The following is a 16,765-nucleotide window of genomic DNA, read 5'->3' as shown; positions in this document are numbered from 1 at the left end:
GAGGCGGGCGCCGTACCATGCCTGCCTCCATGTGAGCAGAGGACCTCATGACCATCCACATCCAACGCGACAGGACCGGCCCGATGCGGCAGACGGTGCGCATCCGCGACCACCAGTTCACCGCCGACCAGCCGGTGTCCGGCGGCGGCGAGGACGCCGGCCCGGATCCGCATGAGCTCTACGACTCGGCGCTGGGCACCTGCAAGGCGCTGACGGTGCTCTGGTATGCGCAGCGCAAGGGCCTGCCGCTGGAGGACGTGCTGGTGGAGGTCGAGCGCGACGGCTCCCAGGAGCGGCAGGGGCTGTACAAGCTCAAGGCCACGCTCACCTTCGTCGGCGACCTGACGGACGAGCAGCGCCAGCAGCTGCTCGCCGTCGCCGAGAAGTGCCCGGTCCACAAGTTGATGACGCAGGTGACGACCGAGATCCAGACCGTGATGGCGGGCTGAGGTCGGCGCGGCGCGGCCCGCGTGCTATCGTGCCCGGCACCTTGTCCGGTCACACGAGAAGTTTTGCGAGAGACCTTGCCATGAGCTACAGCATCGATCTGGAGGGCCGCGTGGCCCTCGTCACGGGCGCGTCCAGCGGCTTGGGCGCGCAGTTCGCGAGAACCTTGGCCAAGTCGGGCGCCTGCGTGGTGCTGGCGGCGCGGCGCGTGGAGCGGCTCAAGGCGCTGCGCGCCGAGATCGAGGCCGGCGGCGGCGACGCGCACGTGGTGCAGCTGGACGTCACCGACATCGACAGCATCAAGGCCGCGGTCGCCCGCGCGGAGACCGAGGTCGGCACGCTCGACATCCTGATCAACAACTCCGGCGTGAGCACGACCCAGAAGCTGGTGGACGTGACGCCGGAGGACTACGACTTCGTGATGGACACCAACGTGCGCGGCGCGTTCTTCGTCGCGCAGGAGGTCGGCAAGCGGATGCTGGCCCGCGCGCGCGGCGCCGCGCCGGGCACCTACACCGGCGGCCGCATCGTCAACATCGCGTCGATGGCGGGCCTGCGGGTGCTGTCGCAGATCGGCGTGTATGCGATGAGCAAGGCGGCGGTGGTGCACATGACGCGCGCGATGGCGCTGGAGTGGGGCAAGTTCGACATCAACGTCAACGCGATCTGCCCCGGCTACATCGACACCGAGATCAACCACCACCACTGGCAGACCGAGCAGGGCCGCAAGCTGGTGGAGCTGCTGCCCCGCAAGCGCGTGGGCACGCCGCAGGACCTGGACACGACGCTGCTGATGCTGTGCGCCAAGGAGAGTCGCTTCATCAATGGCGCGATCATCCAGGCCGACGACGGCTTCGGCGTCTGAGCCCCGGCGGGCAACCCCTGAAAGACTGAGAGAAGCGAGCCGATGGCGGTGAGAGAACTGAGCGCGCTCGAGGCGCGCGTGCTGGCGGTGCTGGTGGAGAAGGCGTCCACGGTGCCGGACAGCTATCCGATGTCGCTGAACAGCCTGACGCTGGGCGTGAACCAGAAGACCGCGCGCGATCCGGTGATGAACGCGGGCGAGTCCGATGTGGCCGCGGCCCTGGACGAGCTCAAGGCGATGAGCCTGGTGAACAGCGTGAGCGGCAGCCGCGTGGCGCGCTTCGAGCACAACATGAAGCGGGTGTACGGCATCCCCGGCCAGGCCGAGGCGCTGCTGGCGGTGCTGATGCTGCGCGGGCCGCAGACCTCGGCGGAGCTGCGGATCAACTGCGAGCGGCTGCACCGCTTCGCCGATGTCTCGTCGGTGGAGGGCTTCCTGGAGGAGTTGGCGACGCGCGAGCCGGCGCTGGCGCTGAAGCTGCCCAAGGCCCCCGGCGCGCGCGAGGCGCGCTGGGCCCACCTGCTCAGCGGCACGCCGGAGATCCCGGTGGGCGGCGGTGCGTCGTCGGGCGCGTCGTCGTCATCGTGGTCGTCAGGCAGCGCGCGCGACGAGGAACTCGCCGCGCTGCGCGCCGAGGTCGAGCAGCTCAAGGCGGCGGTGGCGCGCATCCAGACCGAGCTCGGCCTCGGCTGAGGCCGGCCTAGTCCGGCCCGCGCGCCGGATCCTTCGTCAGATCTTCACCGCGGCCTTCAGGCTGTCGCGCGCGGCCTGGTTCAGGCGGACCTGGTACGTCAGGAAGGTCAGCTGGTCGACGAGCGTGGCGCCCGCGGGGTTCGACACCCACGAGCCGGCGCCCAGCAGCGTGCCGTCCTTGATCATCGAGCCGGTGTAGACGTTGCCACCCAGTTCGAAGTAGATGCGGTACTGGACCGTCGCGCTCAGCGTGCTCGACTGCGGACGCGGCGACGAAGCGACCCAGATCGGCACGCCGCCGACGGTCCGGATCTCACCGTCGGCCAGGTGGTAGGTGCGGCCATCGCTGTTGGAGGTGAAGCCCGCGCTCAAGACGTCCGCCAGCGTGCTGCCGTCGACGCAGGAGGACACGGCCGGGCCGGCCGTGATGCCGCGGCAGTCGAAGACGTCGTAGCGGTCGCCAGCGGCCTTCTGCGTGTACTTCAGGTAGCCGGCGCCGGCGGCGAAGGTGGCGGTGCTGTCGAGCACGCCGGAGTTGGCGAACACCGCGTTGTAGAAGTGCTTGAACTCGTCCGGCGCGCTGCCCAGTGCGCCGGTCAGCGCCACGGCCTGGTATTCGCTGCGGATCGTCGAGTACGCCACCGTCGTGTTGTCGCTGGCCAGGATGTCCATGCGCACGTCGCTGCCGACATAACTCGCGCGCTGGGCGCCGCCGGTGGACGGCACCACCCGCACGGCGCCGTCCTTGAGCACCCGCGTGTCCGCCGGCGTGAGCAGCGTGAGGTTGGCGGCGAGCGAGGTCGGATCGCTCTGGCGATAGGTCTGCGGGCCGTTCGTCAGCGGCGACAGCGCGAGCTGGCCGAAATCGGAGATCAGGAAGTTCGAGCCCTTCACCTGCGGGCCGCTGAGCCGCAGCGACCACAGCAGGTTGAAGTTGCCCGGCTGCGGGCTGAGGATGGTGCTTTCGAAGGCCTGCTGGTTGGCGCTGAGCTTGAGCGTCAGCTGCGCGGCGTTGCTGGTGACGCTGCCGCCCTTGTTGGACACCACCACCGTGTAGCGGTCGCCGTGGTTGGCGTAGGTGGCCGGCGGCGTCGTGTAGCTCGTGGAGGTCGCGCCGGCGATGTCGGCGCCGTTGCGCTTCCCTGGGCTGGGAATCGCCGGCCCGCGGAGGCGGGCACCCCGCCTGCTCCTGCACGGCTGCGAGCTCCCTCGGAAGGCACTCCCCGCGGTGCGCGGCGTGTCGGCGAGCCGGCTTGGCGGATGAACGGGTGCAGGTCGACGCGAGGGAGAGGCGATGCCATACCGTGGGTTCGTGCAGGAGCAGGCCAGTCCGGCGCAGCGCTGGGCCGTGGCCCTGCTTTGCGCGCTGGTGCTGATCTCGGTGGCGGCGGTGGCGCCCTGGGCGGCGCGGCCCTGGCCGCCGCTGGCCCACATCAGCGGCATCTATGGCGCCGCCACCGCGATGATCGACCTGGCCACCTTCTGGCTGCTGATCTCGACGCCGCGGCCGCACCGCTCCCATGTCATCGTGGCCTCGGCCTACCTGTTCGCGAGCTTGATGGCGGTCCTTCATGTGCTGACCTTCCCCGGCGCGCTTTTTGCGGATCGCGCGGTGTTCGGCTCCCCCCATGCGGTCAGTTGGCTGTTCGTCGGCTGGCGCGCGGGCTTCGGCCTGTTCGTGGTCTGGGCGATCCTGGCGGAGACGGACGCCGTCGGCCCCATCGGGCGCCGGCCGAGTGCCTGGCCGCTGCTGGTCGCCTTGCTGGCCGCCGGCGCGTTGGCGGTCAGTTCGCAGCTCACCGACTTCGGCGCCTTGCGGTCGGACGGCCAGCGCCTGCTCCTCAGTCCGGTGAGCCGCGTCGGCGCCTACCTCAGCGTCGGCGCGGCCGCGGTCGCGGTGCTGCTGATCTGGCGCCGCGGGCTGTTCGGCCGGGCCATCTACGCGTGGCTGGCCTTCGTGCTGGTCGCGGAAGGCGCCGGCGTCTGGCTGAGCACCCACAGCGGGCAGCGCTACACGATCGCCTGGTACATGGCCCGCGCCGAAGGCCTGCTGGCGAACTCGGTGATGCTGGGCGTGGTCGCGGTGCATTTCCGCGCGGTACAGAAGCGCCTGACCGACGCCTACCTGACGCTGCAGCATCGCACCGAGCAGCTGCAGGCGCAGGTCCAGAAGCGCGAGACGGCGGAGGCCCAGCTCGCCCGCGCGCAGAAGCTGGACGCGGTGGGGCGCCTGGGCGCCAGCCTGGCGCATGACCTCAACAACATCCTGCAGGTGCTCACCGGCCGCCTGGCCATCATCCGGCGACGCGCCGGCGAATCGGTCGAGGGTGACGTCCAGGTGATGCGCCGCAGCGTCAAGAAGGCCGAGGCGCTGACCCGGCAGCTGACGCTGCTGTCGGGCCGGCGACGCAACCAGCCGCGCCCGCTGGAGGTCGCCCCGGTGCTGGCCGAGATGGAGGATGCGCTGCGCTCGCTGGTCGGCGCGCACTGCCAGCTCCATCTCAGCGCGGAGGAGGGCCTGCCGCGGGTCGCGCTGGATCCGCTCGAGCTCGAGATCGCGGTGACCAACCTGGCGACGAATGCCTGCGATGCCATGAACCTGGGCGGCCGGCTGCGCATCCACGCCCGGCATGCGTCCACGCCGGACCATCTGCAGGCGATCGCGATCGAGGTCACCGACGAAGGCGAGGGCATCAAGCCGGAGATCCTCGGCAAGGTCTTCGAGCCCTTCTTCACGACCAAGGTCCGCGGCCACGGCACGGGCCTGGGGCTGGCGCAGGTGCATGCGTTCGTGACCGGCAGCGGCGGGACGGTGCAGGTGGACAGCGAAGTCGGGCGACCATGGTCTTCCCGGCGACGACGGCCACGGCGAGCGGTCGGCTGGACACCGCCGCCGTGGAGCGGCCGCCGCTGGAGGGCAAGGTCGTGCTGATCGTGGAGGACAACGCCGACGTGCGGGACGCCTCCAGCCAGCTGCTCTCGGCCGAAGGGCTGGCGGTGCGGGTGGTGGAGGACGCGCCTCAGGCGCTGGCGCTGCTGGACGGCGGTTTCGCCGCGGACTGCCTCGTCTCCGACATCGTGATGCCGGGCGCCATGGACGGCGTCGAACTGGTGCGGATCGTGAAGGTCCGCTTTCCCGCGATCCGCACCGTGCTGGTGACGGGCTACAGCGACATCGCCGAGCGGGCGCGCGAGGAAGGCTTCACCGTGCTGCGCAAGCCGTATGACCTCGCTTCGCTGATGGAGGCCTTGTCGTAGGCCGCTGCCGGCGGGGTGCGGTGAGGTGGGGTGACGCCCATTGACGCCCACGGAGACCCGGGGAGGTCCATGAAGGCCCGGGCACCGGCCTTGCTCCGTGGGTCGATGTGCGCGAGCGCGCGCCGACCCATCGACGCCACGCATCGACCCCATGCAGGACCGCCCCTCCACGCCAATGCCCTGGCGGCTCCCGTCCGCCGAATTCGGTCCCGCCCGGCTGGAGTGGCCCGGCGGGAGCGTCGACATCGCGCGGCTCCGGCTCCGCGATGCTGCCCTGGCGTGGCCCGGCGACGGCAGCCTGCCCAGCGGCACCGCCGCGGAGCTCGAGCTGTCGACGCTGAGCCTCCAGGCCCACCTGCCGCTTCCCGAGGCGCCGGCCGAGGTGCAGCAGGCGGTGGCGTCGGCCGGGCGCGCCGAGCGCTGGCGGCTGGAACCCCTCGAGCACCTGGACGGCGCGGTGCATGCGGTGATCACCGATGCCGCCTTGCTGTTCGACGCCCGCGTCACGGTGCCGGTCTCCGCCGGCGAGGTCGACTTCAACCAGGCCAGCGTCGAGCACATCGGTCCGGACTCCCGCATGGGCATCAGCCGGATGGGCCTGTACGTCGATGCGCCCGGCGGGCGGACGTATCTGCTGCAATTCGCGACGCCGCCCCAGGCCGGCGTCCGCTACGAGCAGCGCAGTGCGCTGCTGGGCCACTGGACCACCGACCGCGGGCAGCTCTCGCTGCGGCCCTTCCTGGAGGCGATGCTGGCGCAGATGGCGCGCAGCGGTCCGCGCGCCGCCGGTGGCTTCACCGCCCAGGCGCGCACCCTGTTCGCCCGCACCGCGATGCGCGGCGAGCTGCGTCCGGGCGACGGCGTGATCGACCTGGGGCCGTTGCAGCTCCGCCTGGTCGGCCGGGCCGAAGGCCGCAACACCGCGCTGCTGGACAGCGCCGCCGTGGGCCTCGGCCTGAGCCTGTCGCTCGACGATGTCGCTCTGGCGGACCTGCGGCTCCGGATCGGGGAGCGCGAACTGCGCGCCGGCCGCGGCAGTGCACGGCTGCGGCTGCGCGTCCAGGTGCGCGACGACGGCCTGGCCATCGAGCTCTCGCTCGGCGCGCTGATCCTGCGCGACGTGCAGCTTGGTGCTCCGACGGACGCGACGCCGCCCACCGCCGACGCCGCCGGGAGCGCGTAGCATCGCGGGTTCCATGAAACGCACCCTCTTCGGCCTCGTGCTCTCGGCGCTGGTCACGCTCTTCTTCCTCTGGCTGATCACGCGCGGCTTCGGCCAGTTGATGGGCCTGCTGCGGGAGCTCCGGCAGCCCGGCCAGGGCGGCGGCGCCATGCCGCTGCTCGTCATCGGCCTGGCGGTGTTCGTGCCGCTGCTGATCTACCGCCTGCGCAAGGCGCGCCGGTCACGCGCGGCCCGGCGCGACGCCGCCCGCTGACGCGCGGCGTCCCGCGCGAATCGCGGCGGCCGCCACCTGACGCGTCCGTGAAACATCCCCGCGTCCCCCCAGGTTGAAGGTCCAGCCTGCTTCCCATCCGGCGAGCGATATGGAAGATGGGCGGCATGGATGCCTTCCGCCTGATCTCGATCCGGCTGCGCGCGCTGGTCGCCCTGGCGGCGCTGCTCGGCGCCGGTGCCGTCCCGGCCCAGACCGCCATCGTCATCGGCGGCGCGCTGCGCATGGACAACGACGCCGTCTGGCAGCGCATCGTCGACGAGGCCGGCGGCCCCGGCCAGGCGCGCTTCGCCGTGCTCGCCACCGCCGCGGCCAATCCGGAACTCTCGGCCCGCCTGATCATCGACGCGCTCAAGCGCCACGGCGCGCAGGCCGAGCACATCCCCGTCGCGCCGCGGCTCGAGGGCGTCGACCTGCAGCGCAACCTCCACGACCCTGTCTTGATCGGCAAGATCCGCGCCTCCAATGCCGTGTTCTTCTCCGGCGGTGCGCAGGGCTTCATCGTCGACACGCTGCAGCCCGGCGGCCGCCGCACCGAGATGCTCGACGCGATCTGGGAGGTCTACCGCCGTGGCGGCGTCGTGGCCGGCACCAGCGCCGGCGCGGCGATCATGAGCCGCGTGATGTTCCGCGACGCGCTCAACGTCATGGAGGTGATGCGCGGCACGCTGCGCGAGGGCCAGGAGATCGACCGCGGCCTGGGCTTCGTCGGCGACGAGCTTTTCGTCGACCAGCACTTCCTCAAGCGCGGTCGCATCGGCCGCATGCTGCCGCTGATGATGGCCAAGGGCTACCGCTTCGGCCTGGGCGTGGAGGAGAACAGCGCCGCCGTCGTGCGCGGCGACCGCATCGATGTCATCGGGGGACGCGGCGCGCTGCTGGTGGACCTGCGCGATGCGCGCAGCGATCCGACGCTGGGCATGTTCAACCTCCGGGGCGCGCGGCTCAGCTACCTCGACAACGGCGACCGCCACGACCTGCGCAGCGGCATCACCAGCCCGGCGGCCCGCAAGACCGTCGCCGGCGCACCGGTGCCGATCCGCGCTTCGGTGCTGGGGCAGCCGATGCCGTCGCGCGGTCCGGTCGATACCTTCCAGCCGGACATCCTCGGCGACAACCGCATCGTGCAGGCGATGAGCGAGCTGCTGCAGTCGCCGGCCAACGAGGTGCGCGCGATGGCCGCGCGCATCCGACCCGGCGCCACCGAGCCGCGCGACCGCACCGGCTTCGTCTTCCGGCTCTATCGCGGCGCGGACACGCAGGGCTGGATCGATGCCGACGGCAACGCGCACGACGTCACGCTGCTCGACGTCCGCCTGGACATCCGCCCGGTGCGCCTGCCCGATCCCAACGCGGCGGCGCCGGCCTCGACGCTGCCCGGCGCGACGCTGGTCGCGCCCGCGGGCCTGCGCTAGCACGGCGGCGACCGCGATCGAGGCGGCCGCTCAGGCGCCCAGCGCCTGCGCGATGAAGTGCTTGGGCACCTTGGGCTTGGGCACGCGCACGCTGAACCAGCGCCGCACGTCCTGCTCCAGCCCGAGGCCGTGCATGAAGTTGTAGAGCGCCTTCTTCAGCGCGTCGCCCATCGCGTCGTGGTCGGTGCCGGTGGGATCGACGAAGCCGACGTCGTTCTTCGCGAACGGGGAGGGCGGCAGCGGCAGCAGCCGCACGCCGAATGCGGCCGGGTCCTGGCCCACCGGCGAATGCACGGTGCAGGCGAAGCGGTGGAAGAAGCCGCTCTGGATGCAGCCGTTCTCGAAGAGCTGGCGCACGTACTCGAGCGCGTCGACGGTGTCCTGCATCGTCTGCGTCGGGAAGCCGTACATCAGGTAGGCGTGCACGAGGATGCCGGACTCGGTGAAGGCGCGCGTCACCCGCGCCACCTGCTCGACCGACACGCCCTTCTGCATCAGCTGCAGCAGCCGGTCCGAGGCCACCTCCAGCCCGCCGCTGATCGCGATGCAGCCGCTGTCGGCCAGCAATTGGCAGAGCTCGGGCGTGAAGGTCTTCTCGAAGCGCACGTTGCCCCACCAGCTGATGGACACCTGGCGCGCGATGAGCTCCTGCGCCAGCGCCTTGAGCACCTTGGGCGGCGCGGCCTCGTCGACGAAGTGGAAGCCGGTCTGGCCGGTCTCCGCCACGATCGCCTCGATGCGGTCCACCAGCGTCTTGGCCGAGGCCGCCTCGTAGCGGGAGATGTAGTCCAGCGTGATGTCGCAGAAGCTGCACTTCTTCCAGTAGCAGCCATGCGCGATGGTCAGCTTGTTCCACCGGCCGTCGCTCCACAGCCGGTTCATCGGGTTGAGCATGTCCAGCAGCGACAGGTAGTCGTGCAGCGGCAGGCCGTCCCAGGTCGGGGTGCCCACGTCCTCGAAGGGCACGTCGGGCTCGACGAAGTTGATGTAGCGGACCTGGCCCGCCCGCTCGCCGCCGTCCTCGCGGACGAAGCAGCGCACCAGGCGCTGCTGGCCGCGCCGGCCGGCGATGTGCTCGAGCAGCGCCAGCAGCGGGCGCTCGCCGGCGTCCAGCGTCACGAAGTCGACGTAGTCGAAGAGCCGCGGCTCGGCGAGCTCGCGCAGCTCGGTGTTGACGAAGCCGCCGCCGAGCAGGATCTTGATGCCCGGCCGCTCGCGCCGGATCGTCTGGCCGATGCGCAGCGCCGCGTAGACCGCGCCGGGGAAGGGCACCGAGAGCAGCACCACGTCGGGCCGCTCGGCATCGATGGCGGCCAGCGTCAGCTCGCGCAGCAGCTCGTCGACGAGGTTGGGCGGCGCGTCCAGCGCCTCGCGCAGCGGGTCGAAGGTCGGCTGGCTGGTCGCCAGCTGCTCGGCGTAGCGGACGAACTCGAAGCGCGGATCGACCGATTCGCGCAGCACGTCGGCCAGGTCGTTCAGGTAGAGCGTGGCCAGGTGCCGCGCGCGGTCCTGCAGGCCCAGCGCGCCGAAGGCCCAGGCGAGCGGATCCTCGCCCTCCTCGGACACGTAGACGTCCAGGGTCTGGAAGCGGCTGCCCTCGGGCAGGAAGGTGCGCGTGTTGATGCGGTGCGCCAGCGTCGGATCGCGGCCCTGCAGGAAGGCGATCACCGGCGTGATCGTGGCCAGGTAGCGGTCGAAGTCCTCGTCGAAGTGGCGCGAGGCGATGCCGCGGTCGGGCAGTGGGATCGCCTGCACCGCGGCGCGCACGCGCCGCAGGCCGTCGCGGGAGAAGAGCTTGAGCACCAGCGCCAGCGCCAGGTCGCGCTGCGCCGCGGGAATGCCGCGCGAACGCAGGAAGCCCGTCAGGTACGCGGTGGACGGGTAGGGCGTGTTGAGCTGCGTCATCGGCGGGATGAGCGACAGCACGCGGAGGGCGGGCGCGGCGGCGGACATGGACAGCACTGTAGAAGCAAAAAAACAAACCCGGCATGGGCCGGGTTTGTTCGGGATCGCCGGAGGGCTCCGGCGATCGGCGCATGCCAGAAGTGGATTACTTCTTGGCGGCCTTCTTGGCGGGCTTGGCGGCCGGCTTGGCGGCAGCCTTGCGAGCGGCGGCCTTCGGGTCCACGGCGGCCTTGAAGCCGGCGCCCGGGGTGAACTTCGGCAGCTTGGCGGCGGCGATCTTGATCTTGTCGCCGGTGCTGGGGTTCACGCCGGTGCGCGCGGCGCGGGCGTGCTGCTTGAAGGAGCCGAAGCCGGGGATGGAGACGGCGCCGCCCTTCTTCACCGTGGTGACCACGGCGTCCAGCAGCGTTTCCAGGATGCGGCCGGCTTCGGCCTTGGTCAGTTCGTGCTTGGAAGCCAGGTGTTCGATCAGTTCGGTCTTGTTCATTCGTTGACTCTGCAAGTTAAGGCCCGGCACGAGCCGGACGGCGCGTATTGTGCGCGAGAAATCCGGCCCGCATCCCCGGGTTGCCCCGCAAATCACCGATGAAATCGCACATCCGGGGTCACGTCTTGCGCGATGGTCCTGTCCATCGGCATTCCCGGCGCCAGGGCTGGCCCGGGAATTTGTCACAGCACGCTTCAGGACACGAGCAGCCGGTGCACCAGGTCGGGCGTGCTGGCCGCGCCGTACTTCTTCATCAGCCGCGCGCGGTAGACGTCGACGGTGCGCGGGCTCACGCCCAGCCGCTTGCCGATCAGCTTGCTGGTCAGGCCCTCGATCAGCAGCGCGGCGATCTCGCGCTCGCGCGCGGTCAGGTCGGCCTTGAGCTGGCGCGTGGCCGACAGGTCCTCGAAGCTCCAGATGCCGCTGGCATGCGGCCGCGCCGGGTCGAGCGCGCGGCCCGACACATGGCACCAGAACAGCTCGCCCGCGCGCGGGCCGCCGACGCGCTTCATCACGCGCTCGTCGGCGTAGTAGCCGGAGGCATCGAGGCTGGCGACGATGCGCTCGCCGGTGCGCTCGAACTCGACCGGGCTCGGATACAGCAGCGCGAAGCTGTGCTCGATCAACTGCTCGCGCTGCGCGCCGAAGATCTCCAGCACCAGGCGGTTGCAGTCCTTGATCAGGCGGTTCTCGGACAGGACCAGCCCGATCGGGGCCTGGTCGAAGGCGGTGCGGTAGTCGAGGCTCATGGGGGCGGTCGGTCCGCGCGTCACAGCAGCGCGTAGGTCGTGGTGGACTGCACCGCGAGCCGGCCCTGCTCGTCGAGCAGGTCGATCTGCCCGAACGCCAGGTTCCTGCCGCGGCGCAGCAGGCGGGCCTCGATGGTGCAGCGCGCGCCGGAGACCGGGCGGATGAAGGTCGATTGCAGCTGCACCGTGGTCATCGGGCGGAACTCGCCGAGCTCGCGCATCATCAGCAGCACCATGGCCGTGTCGGCCGCGGCCATCGAGGCCTGGCCGCACATCACGCCGCCCACATGCACCAGATCGGGCGCCACCGGCATCGTCAGGCGCAGCAGGCCGTCCTCCGCATGGACCGGCTCCAGGCCGAGCGCGACGATCCAGGGGGCGAAGATCTTGGGGATCTGCGCACGCAGTTCGTCCAGGGGCAGGGTCATCGGGCTTCCTTCGAGGGGCGGTGGCGGGGATGATGCTTAATCAATTCTACGTAGCGATACCTAATGTCTTACGTAGCAGAATCGTCGGCTGGTTCTGAACCCCGTGGATCGCACGGCAAGCAGGAGACATCGGATGAACAAGCTTTTCCCCAGTGCCGATGCGGCATTGGACGGCATCGTCAAGGACGGCCAGTTGCTGGCGGTCGGCGGCTTCGGCCTGTGCGGCATTCCCGAGGCGCTGATCGCCGCGCTGCGCGACAGCGGCGTCAAGGGCTTGACCGTCATCAGCAACAACGCGGGCGTGGACGGCTTCGGCCTGGGCCAGCTGCTGCAGACGCGGCAGATCAGCAAGATGATCTCCAGCTACGTCGGCGAGAACAAGGAGTTCGAGCGCCAGTACCTGGCCAAGGAGCTCGAGCTCGAATTCACGCCGCAAGGCACGCTGGCCGAGAAGCTGCGCGCCGGCGGCGCCGGCATCCCGGCCTTCTTCACCCGCACCGGCGTGGGCACGATGGTGGCCGAAGGCAAGGAGATCCGCGAATTCGACGGCCATCAGTACGTGATGGAGCGGGCGCTCAATCCGGATGTGGCGCTGGTCAAGGCGCACATCGCCGACAAGAGCGGCAACCTGGTGTTCCGCCGCACCGCGCGCAACTTCAACCCGGCCTGCGCGATGGCGGGCAAGGTCACGGTGGTGGAGGTGGAGCAGATTGTCGAGGTCGGCGAGCTCGATCCCGACAGCATCCACCTGCCCGGGATCTATGTGCACCGCATCGTGCACAACCCGAATCCCGAGAAGCGCATCGAGAAGCGCACCACCCGACCCGCCGCCTGAGGAGAAAGACATGCCCTGGACCCAAGACCAGATGGCGGCACGCGCCGCGCAGGAGCTGGAAGACGGCTTCTATGTGAATCTCGGCATCGGCATTCCGACGCTGGTCGCGAATTTCGTGCCGGCCGACAAGGAGGTGTGGCTGCAGAGCGAGAACGGCATGCTCGGCATCGGCCCGTTCCCGACCGATGACGAGGTCGACGCCGACCTGATCAACGCCGGCAAGCAGACGGTGACGACGATTCCCGGCTCGTCGATCTTCGGCAGCCACGACAGCTTCGCGATGATCCGCGGCGGCAAGATCAACCTGAGCATCCTGGGCGCGATGCAGGTCAGCGAGCACGGCGACCTGGCCAACTGGATGATCCCCGGCAAGATGGTCAAGGGGATGGGCGGCGCGATGGACCTGGTGGCGGGCGTGCCGCGCGTGATCGTGCTGATGGAGCACGTGGCCCGCAAGAAGGATGGCACCGAGGACCTGAAGATCATCCCGAAGTGCACCCTGCCGCTGACCGGCGTGGGCGTGGTGAACCGCATCATCACGGACCTGGCGGTCATGGACGTCACGCCCCAGGGCCTGAAGCTGGTGGAGCTGGCACCCGAGGTCACGCGGGACTTCGTGCAGAGCAAGACCGGCGTGACGCTGTTGTAAGTCGCCGTCCGCGCGCGGCGGCTCGCGCGCTCCCTTCGCTCTTTCTCCTGAGCTCCTTCCCTTGAGCTCCCTCTTGAGCCCCCTCTCTTGAGCTCCCTCTCTTGAGCTCCCTCTCTTGAACTCCCTCTCCCGCTTGCGGGAGAGGGCAGGGGTGAGGGTGAGCAGCCTCCCGCAGGGCTTGACTCCTGCAACGACCGCCAGCCCTCACCCCCGCCCTCTCCCGCAAGCGGGAGAGGGAGTGAAGCGGGCGGTGCTCATCAGCCCCGCGGCTGCTGTTCTCGCGGCGGCTGATCCAAGGTTTGCTGATCCAGCGCTTCCAGTTCGCTCACCGCCAGCTCGGCCAGCACGCGTTCGCCATTGGTGGCGGTGCTCGCGGTGGCCTGCGCGATGAAGGCCGGCCCGGCGGTGTAGCCGGTGGTGTTGATCTCGTAGGTGTAGTAGCCGGAGACCTTCCAGCTGGCCGGCTCATTGAGCAGCCGCGCGATCTCCGCTTCCAGCCGCGCGGCCTGCGCGTCGACGGGCGCGTCGCCGCCCGCATGTCCCCCCGCATCGGTACCATCCTCCAGGGCCAGGCCTTGCCCGCCGCGCGACACCGCCGCGCATCGCTGGATCATTTCGATCTCATCGCGATGGAGGTTGATCGTCTCCACCACCTCGGGCCGCAGCTTGAGGCTTTCCCCGAACGACTGATTGCCGCGCACCGCGGCCTGGTTCACTTCCGCGACGAAGTCCTGCAGCCGCTGCCTGCTCTGCGGCGTCTTCGCGATCTCGTTGGCGCGCGCGCCGAGGTACTCGTTGAAGGAGGCGGGATCCACGAACTCGACCAGCCGCCGGATGTAGCCCGGATGCAGGTCGCCGTGTTCATCGACCATGCGCAGCGTCACGCTCGCGCCCTTCGGGACGAGCGCGGCCGAGACGCCGACCAGCGGCACGCTGGGCAGACTGACCGATTCCGGCTGACCCGGATGCCGGGCGAAGTGGCCCGGGCTGGCCGAGGCCGACACCAGCGCCGCATTGACATTGAGCGCCGACGACTGCGCCCGCGAGCGCTCCACGCCGCGGAGCCATCCGTTGGCGTCGATGCGTTCGTTCTTGCCGGCCAGCAGGTGATCGCGGCTGGCGCTCAGCGACGGGCCGAAGTTCCATCCCGCCAGGGACAGGCGCGCCATCGCGTTCGCGACCTTGGACACCGTGTGGCTGCTGCGCCGCTGGTCGCGCCAGTTCACCGAGATGTCCCGCTCGCGGAAGAAGCGCTCGCTGAAGTCCTGCCAGAGCTGCTCCGGCGCGGCGCCGCGCGCACCCTCGGCGCGCTCGCTCTGCGCGAAGAGGAAGCCCAGCACCTCGTTGGCCTTGCCGCGCCACGAGTCGGTCGGCTTGTTGGCCTCGTCGCGCTCGACGCGGGTGCGGATGATCACGCCGCTCGGCCCGCTCGTGTCGTGCGAGTACCCGTAGCCGACACCGCCGCCCAGCGAGGCGTGGAAGGTCGATTCGCCAGCGCCCAGCGCGATGCCGCCGAACACGCCCAGGCTCAGGCCCTTCGAGGAACGCCGGTCGATGCCCATGAAGACCTCGCCGCCGTAGGACGAGGAGCCGATCTCGAGGAACGCGTGCCGGCCGCGCAGCGCCTTGAAGCCCGGTCCCACCGAGAGGCCGATCATGGCCTTGAAGTCCTGCATGTTCAGCGACTGGTTGGCGTTCAGGCCGTAGGTCGCGCCATCGAAGTAGCGGACGTTGTTGCCCAGCGGCGTGGTGTCGATGACTTCGGCCAGCGCCGCCTGGATGTCGCCGCGAGCGGGCCCCGCCGGGCGGATGGGACGGCCGGCGTCGAGGTCCCGCACCCGGGCCAGGAGCGCTTCGGCGCTGGCGCCGGGCGCGTCGCCGGTTCCGGGAGCCCCGACCGGCGGCGCCTCCTGGAGCCAGCGGGCGAGCGTCTTCAGGTCCAGCTGCTTCAGCTCGGCCAGGGCCGGATGGTGCTTCACGCTGGCGGGATCGAGGCCCAGCCCCGGGGCGAGCACGGCCGCGGCGGTCGCGATCGTGGCGCGGTCCTGGCTCGAGGGCTTCCATTCGACCGCGGCTCCCGCTTGCCCGGCGACATGGCGCCAGCGCGCCAGGCACTGCTGGCGCAGCAGCAGTTCCCCGCGCCGCGCGCTCGGCAGCACGCGCCAGCTCGACAAGGCGCCGAGACGGGCCGAAGCGGCACCGAGCGCCTCGCCGAGCGTCTGTTGAAGCCGCTGGGCTTCGGTGGACGCCAGTCCCAGGTTGGTCCCGCCCGCGGCGAAGGCGGTGGCGTTCAGCGGCGACTTCTTCATGCCCACCAGGCGGCGGGGATCGAAGGCCGCGCGCGGCTGCGTCGCCCGGCGCTCGGCGCGGCGGATCCAGGTGGTGAACTTGGCCATGCGCGCTTGCGTGCGGGCCAGCGGCGTGCCGGGACCGCGGTCGCGGTAGCCGCTGCGCCAGGCGACGTAGGCCGACACCTGGGCGGGGTCGTTGATCTGGGCCGCCGTGGCCATCGGATCGGCGTATAGCTTGGCCGCGCACAGCAATGCGTCGGTGGCGTGGGTCCGCCGCGTCGGGTCCTCGGCGGCAGCGGTGCCGGCCGACTCGATGTGCGCGGCGGCCTGCAGGAAGGTCCGCAGGCTCTCGCGCTTCATTTCGCCGGCTTCGCCGGGGGCGCGCAGGCTCGCGTCCGCGCTCAGGCGGATCAGTCCCTCGAGTCCGCTGCGGGTGGCGCCCAGCAGCAGCGCCGCGCGCCAGGCGTGGTGATGGACGCCGCCGGGTGCGCCTTCCGCGCCTACCGCGCCAGCCTGGCCTTCCACGCCATCCACGCCAGCCGCGCCTGCGGTGGCCGCCTCGGCCCCTTGGACGTGCGCTGGACCGAGCCCGCGAACGAGCGACGGCACTATCGGCATCCGGCGCAGGTGCTCGAGCGCCGCGAGGGCCGCGTCCGCATCACCGCGCGTGGCGGTGGACAGGGCGCGTGCGACCTGGAGCGATGGACCGAATGGCCCGGCGGCGGTGAGCTTCGCGGGCGTCTGGGCGCCGGGCAGCAGCGCGTCGATCAGTCGTTGGAGCGCTGGCGAATCCGCCGTTTCCCCGGAGCCACGCGTGAACAGCGCGGCCGTGGCCGACGCGAAGTCCGCGGCGCTGGCGACCACCGGCACGGCCGCCTGCGTCGCGTCCGGCGTTGACCCAGCGCCCGTTGCTCCGGCAGCGCCCGTGCTGGCCTGGGCCGCGGGATGCAGCCGGTCCACGAGCGCGGCCGAGCGCTCCTGGATCCATTGCGAGGTCGCCGGGCGGAACTCGGTGCCGGTGGAGAGCTCGACCGCGGGGCCGGGTGTCGCCGGCATCCGCAGCGGCGCGATCGAGGTGCGGAGATAGAAGGGCCCCGCGGCGACGCTCGACGGACCGGGTCGGAGCTTGCGCTTGAGCTGGTCCAGGAGGCCGCCTTCCGAGGGATGCGTGGGGGAGGGGGAGGACGTCGTGACCGGCGCGGCGGGCGAGGGCGCGTGGTCGGCGCCGACGGTCGGCGCGAGCGGTCCCCCGGCAGTACGGGAAATTGTCATGGCGTCGCCAGCCTGAG

General features: G+C 70.9%; 16 protein-coding genes. 10 read left to right on the top strand and 6 right to left on the bottom strand.

The window, feature by feature from the left end; all coding sequences use genetic code 11:
- Positions 1-47 precede the first annotated feature (47 nt).
- From ACTJKJ_RS14960 to ACTJKJ_RS14950, 3 genes are all read left to right on the top strand, one after another.
- Positions 48-449 carry an OsmC family protein gene (locus tag ACTJKJ_RS14960; protein WP_091732340.1) on the top strand — a complete coding sequence of 134 codons (402 nt, stop codon included), beginning with the start codon at positions 48-50 and terminating at the stop codon, positions 447-449.
- Positions 450-529: 80 nt separating this feature from the next.
- Positions 530-1,312 (top strand): SDR family oxidoreductase, encoded by a 783-nt coding sequence (locus ACTJKJ_RS14955; protein WP_091732344.1) that lies wholly within the window; start codon positions 530-532, stop codon positions 1,310-1,312.
- 42 nt (positions 1,313-1,354) lie between these two features.
- Positions 1,355-2,005 carry a YceH family protein gene (locus ACTJKJ_RS14950; protein ID WP_440820956.1) on the top strand — a complete coding sequence of 217 codons (651 nt, stop codon included), beginning with the start codon at positions 1,355-1,357 and terminating at the stop codon, positions 2,003-2,005.
- Positions 2,006-2,041: 36 nt separating this feature from the next.
- On the opposite strand, the gene ACTJKJ_RS14945 is transcribed toward ACTJKJ_RS14950, so the two are convergent.
- Positions 2,042-3,049, bottom strand: coding sequence for a hypothetical protein (locus tag ACTJKJ_RS14945; RefSeq protein WP_440820955.1), 1,008 nt, complete (start codon positions 3,047-3,049; stop codon positions 2,042-2,044).
- 250 nt (positions 3,050-3,299) lie between these two features.
- Between ACTJKJ_RS14945 and ACTJKJ_RS14940 the strand changes: the two genes are divergently transcribed.
- From ACTJKJ_RS14940 to ACTJKJ_RS14920, 5 genes are all read left to right on the top strand, one after another.
- Positions 3,300-4,937, top strand: a complete 1,638-nt coding sequence (locus ACTJKJ_RS14940; protein ID WP_440820954.1) for an ATP-binding protein — start codon at positions 3,300-3,302, stop codon at positions 4,935-4,937.
- A complete protein-coding gene (locus ACTJKJ_RS14935) occupies positions 4,901-5,263 on the top strand; it encodes a response regulator (protein WP_440820953.1) in 363 nt (120 codons plus the stop codon). The genes ACTJKJ_RS14940 and ACTJKJ_RS14935 overlap by 37 nt, the downstream gene beginning before the upstream one ends.
- 151 nt (positions 5,264-5,414) lie before the next feature.
- Positions 5,415-6,446, top strand: coding sequence for a hypothetical protein (locus tag ACTJKJ_RS14930; protein ID WP_440820952.1), 1,032 nt, complete (start codon positions 5,415-5,417; stop codon positions 6,444-6,446).
- A 13-nt stretch (positions 6,447-6,459) separates the two neighbouring features.
- On the top strand, positions 6,460-6,699 hold the full coding sequence (locus ACTJKJ_RS14925) for a hypothetical protein (protein WP_091732360.1): 240 nt from the start codon (positions 6,460-6,462) through the stop codon (positions 6,697-6,699).
- Positions 6,700-6,824: 125 nt separating this feature from the next.
- Complete coding sequence (locus ACTJKJ_RS14920) at positions 6,825-8,132, top strand: cyanophycinase (RefSeq protein WP_440820951.1); 1,308 nt, start codon at positions 6,825-6,827, stop codon at positions 8,130-8,132.
- Between the two features lie 30 nt (positions 8,133-8,162).
- On the opposite strand, the gene ACTJKJ_RS14915 is transcribed toward ACTJKJ_RS14920, so the two are convergent.
- The 4 genes from ACTJKJ_RS14915 to ACTJKJ_RS14900 all read right to left on the bottom strand — a co-directional run bounded on the left by ACTJKJ_RS14915 (position 8,163) and on the right by ACTJKJ_RS14900 (position 11,701).
- Positions 8,163-10,085: a B12-binding domain-containing radical SAM protein gene (locus tag ACTJKJ_RS14915; RefSeq protein WP_297385693.1), complete on the bottom strand. Its 1,923-nt coding sequence runs from the start codon at positions 10,083-10,085 to the stop codon at positions 8,163-8,165.
- Positions 10,086-10,182: 97 nt separating this feature from the next.
- Positions 10,183-10,524 (bottom strand): HU family DNA-binding protein, encoded by a 342-nt coding sequence (locus tag ACTJKJ_RS14910; RefSeq protein WP_091732368.1) that lies wholly within the window; start codon positions 10,522-10,524, stop codon positions 10,183-10,185.
- 194 nt (positions 10,525-10,718) lie between these two features.
- On the bottom strand, positions 10,719-11,273 hold the full coding sequence (locus ACTJKJ_RS14905) for a LuxR C-terminal-related transcriptional regulator (protein WP_091732371.1): 555 nt from the start codon (positions 11,271-11,273) through the stop codon (positions 10,719-10,721).
- Positions 11,274-11,293: 20 nt separating this feature from the next.
- On the bottom strand, positions 11,294-11,701 hold the full coding sequence (locus ACTJKJ_RS14900; RefSeq protein WP_255488690.1) for a PaaI family thioesterase: 408 nt from the start codon (positions 11,699-11,701) through the stop codon (positions 11,294-11,296).
- A gap of 133 nt (positions 11,702-11,834) precedes the next feature.
- Between ACTJKJ_RS14900 and ACTJKJ_RS14895 the strand changes: the two genes are divergently transcribed.
- Together ACTJKJ_RS14895 and ACTJKJ_RS14890 are read left to right on the top strand one after the other, a co-directional pair.
- A complete protein-coding gene (locus ACTJKJ_RS14895; protein WP_297385697.1) occupies positions 11,835-12,536 on the top strand; it encodes a CoA transferase subunit A in 702 nt (233 codons plus the stop codon).
- Positions 12,537-12,546: 10 nt separating this feature from the next.
- Positions 12,547-13,185 (top strand): 3-oxoacid CoA-transferase subunit B, encoded by a 639-nt coding sequence (locus ACTJKJ_RS14890; RefSeq protein WP_147240842.1) that lies wholly within the window; start codon positions 12,547-12,549, stop codon positions 13,183-13,185.
- A 257-nt stretch (positions 13,186-13,442) separates the two neighbouring features.
- On the opposite strand, the gene ACTJKJ_RS14885 is transcribed toward ACTJKJ_RS14890, so the two are convergent.
- Positions 13,443-16,748 carry a hypothetical protein gene (locus ACTJKJ_RS14885; RefSeq protein WP_440820950.1) on the bottom strand — a complete coding sequence of 1,102 codons (3,306 nt, stop codon included), beginning with the start codon at positions 16,746-16,748 and terminating at the stop codon, positions 13,443-13,445.
- Between the last annotated feature and the right edge of the window lie 17 nt (positions 16,749-16,765).

Source organism: Roseateles sp. 22389 (genome assembly GCF_052044995.1).
Lineage (GTDB): Bacteria > Pseudomonadota > Gammaproteobacteria > Burkholderiales > Burkholderiaceae_C > Roseateles.
This window is presented reverse-complemented; position numbering and strand designations above follow the sequence as displayed.

What these genes read in the sequence shown, in the direction of transcription:
- ACTJKJ_RS14895 (WP_297385697.1), top strand. Translation starts at nt 11,835, where the DNA reads ATGAACAAGCTTTTCCCCAGTGCCGATGCGGCATTGGACGGCATCGTC.
- ACTJKJ_RS14890 (WP_147240842.1), top strand. Translation starts at nt 12,547, where the DNA reads ATGCCCTGGACCCAAGACCAGATGGCGGCACGCGCCGCGCAGGAGCTG.
- ACTJKJ_RS14915 (WP_297385693.1), bottom strand. Translation starts at nt 10,085, where the DNA reads ATGTCCGCCGCCGCGCCCGCCCTCCGCGTGCTGTCGCTCATCCCGCCG.
- ACTJKJ_RS14900 (WP_255488690.1), bottom strand. Translation starts at nt 11,701, where the DNA reads ATGACCCTGCCCCTGGACGAACTGCGTGCGCAGATCCCCAAGATCTTC.
- ACTJKJ_RS14960 (WP_091732340.1), top strand. Translation starts at nt 48, where the DNA reads ATGACCATCCACATCCAACGCGACAGGACCGGCCCGATGCGGCAGACG.
- ACTJKJ_RS14910 (WP_091732368.1), bottom strand. Translation starts at nt 10,524, where the DNA reads ATGAACAAGACCGAACTGATCGAACACCTGGCTTCCAAGCACGAACTG.
- ACTJKJ_RS14955 (WP_091732344.1), top strand. Translation starts at nt 530, where the DNA reads ATGAGCTACAGCATCGATCTGGAGGGCCGCGTGGCCCTCGTCACGGGC.
- ACTJKJ_RS14940 (WP_440820954.1), top strand. Translation starts at nt 3,300, where the DNA reads ATGCCATACCGTGGGTTCGTGCAGGAGCAGGCCAGTCCGGCGCAGCGC.
- ACTJKJ_RS14950 (WP_440820956.1), top strand. Translation starts at nt 1,355, where the DNA reads ATGGCGGTGAGAGAACTGAGCGCGCTCGAGGCGCGCGTGCTGGCGGTG.
- ACTJKJ_RS14920 (WP_440820951.1), top strand. Translation starts at nt 6,825, where the DNA reads ATGGATGCCTTCCGCCTGATCTCGATCCGGCTGCGCGCGCTGGTCGCC.
- ACTJKJ_RS14905 (WP_091732371.1), bottom strand. Translation starts at nt 11,273, where the DNA reads ATGAGCCTCGACTACCGCACCGCCTTCGACCAGGCCCCGATCGGGCTG.
- ACTJKJ_RS14925 (WP_091732360.1), top strand. Translation starts at nt 6,460, where the DNA reads ATGAAACGCACCCTCTTCGGCCTCGTGCTCTCGGCGCTGGTCACGCTC.
- ACTJKJ_RS14930 (WP_440820952.1), top strand. Translation starts at nt 5,415, where the DNA reads ATGCAGGACCGCCCCTCCACGCCAATGCCCTGGCGGCTCCCGTCCGCC.
- ACTJKJ_RS14885 (WP_440820950.1), bottom strand. Translation starts at nt 16,748, where the DNA reads ATGACAATTTCCCGTACTGCCGGGGGACCGCTCGCGCCGACCGTCGGC.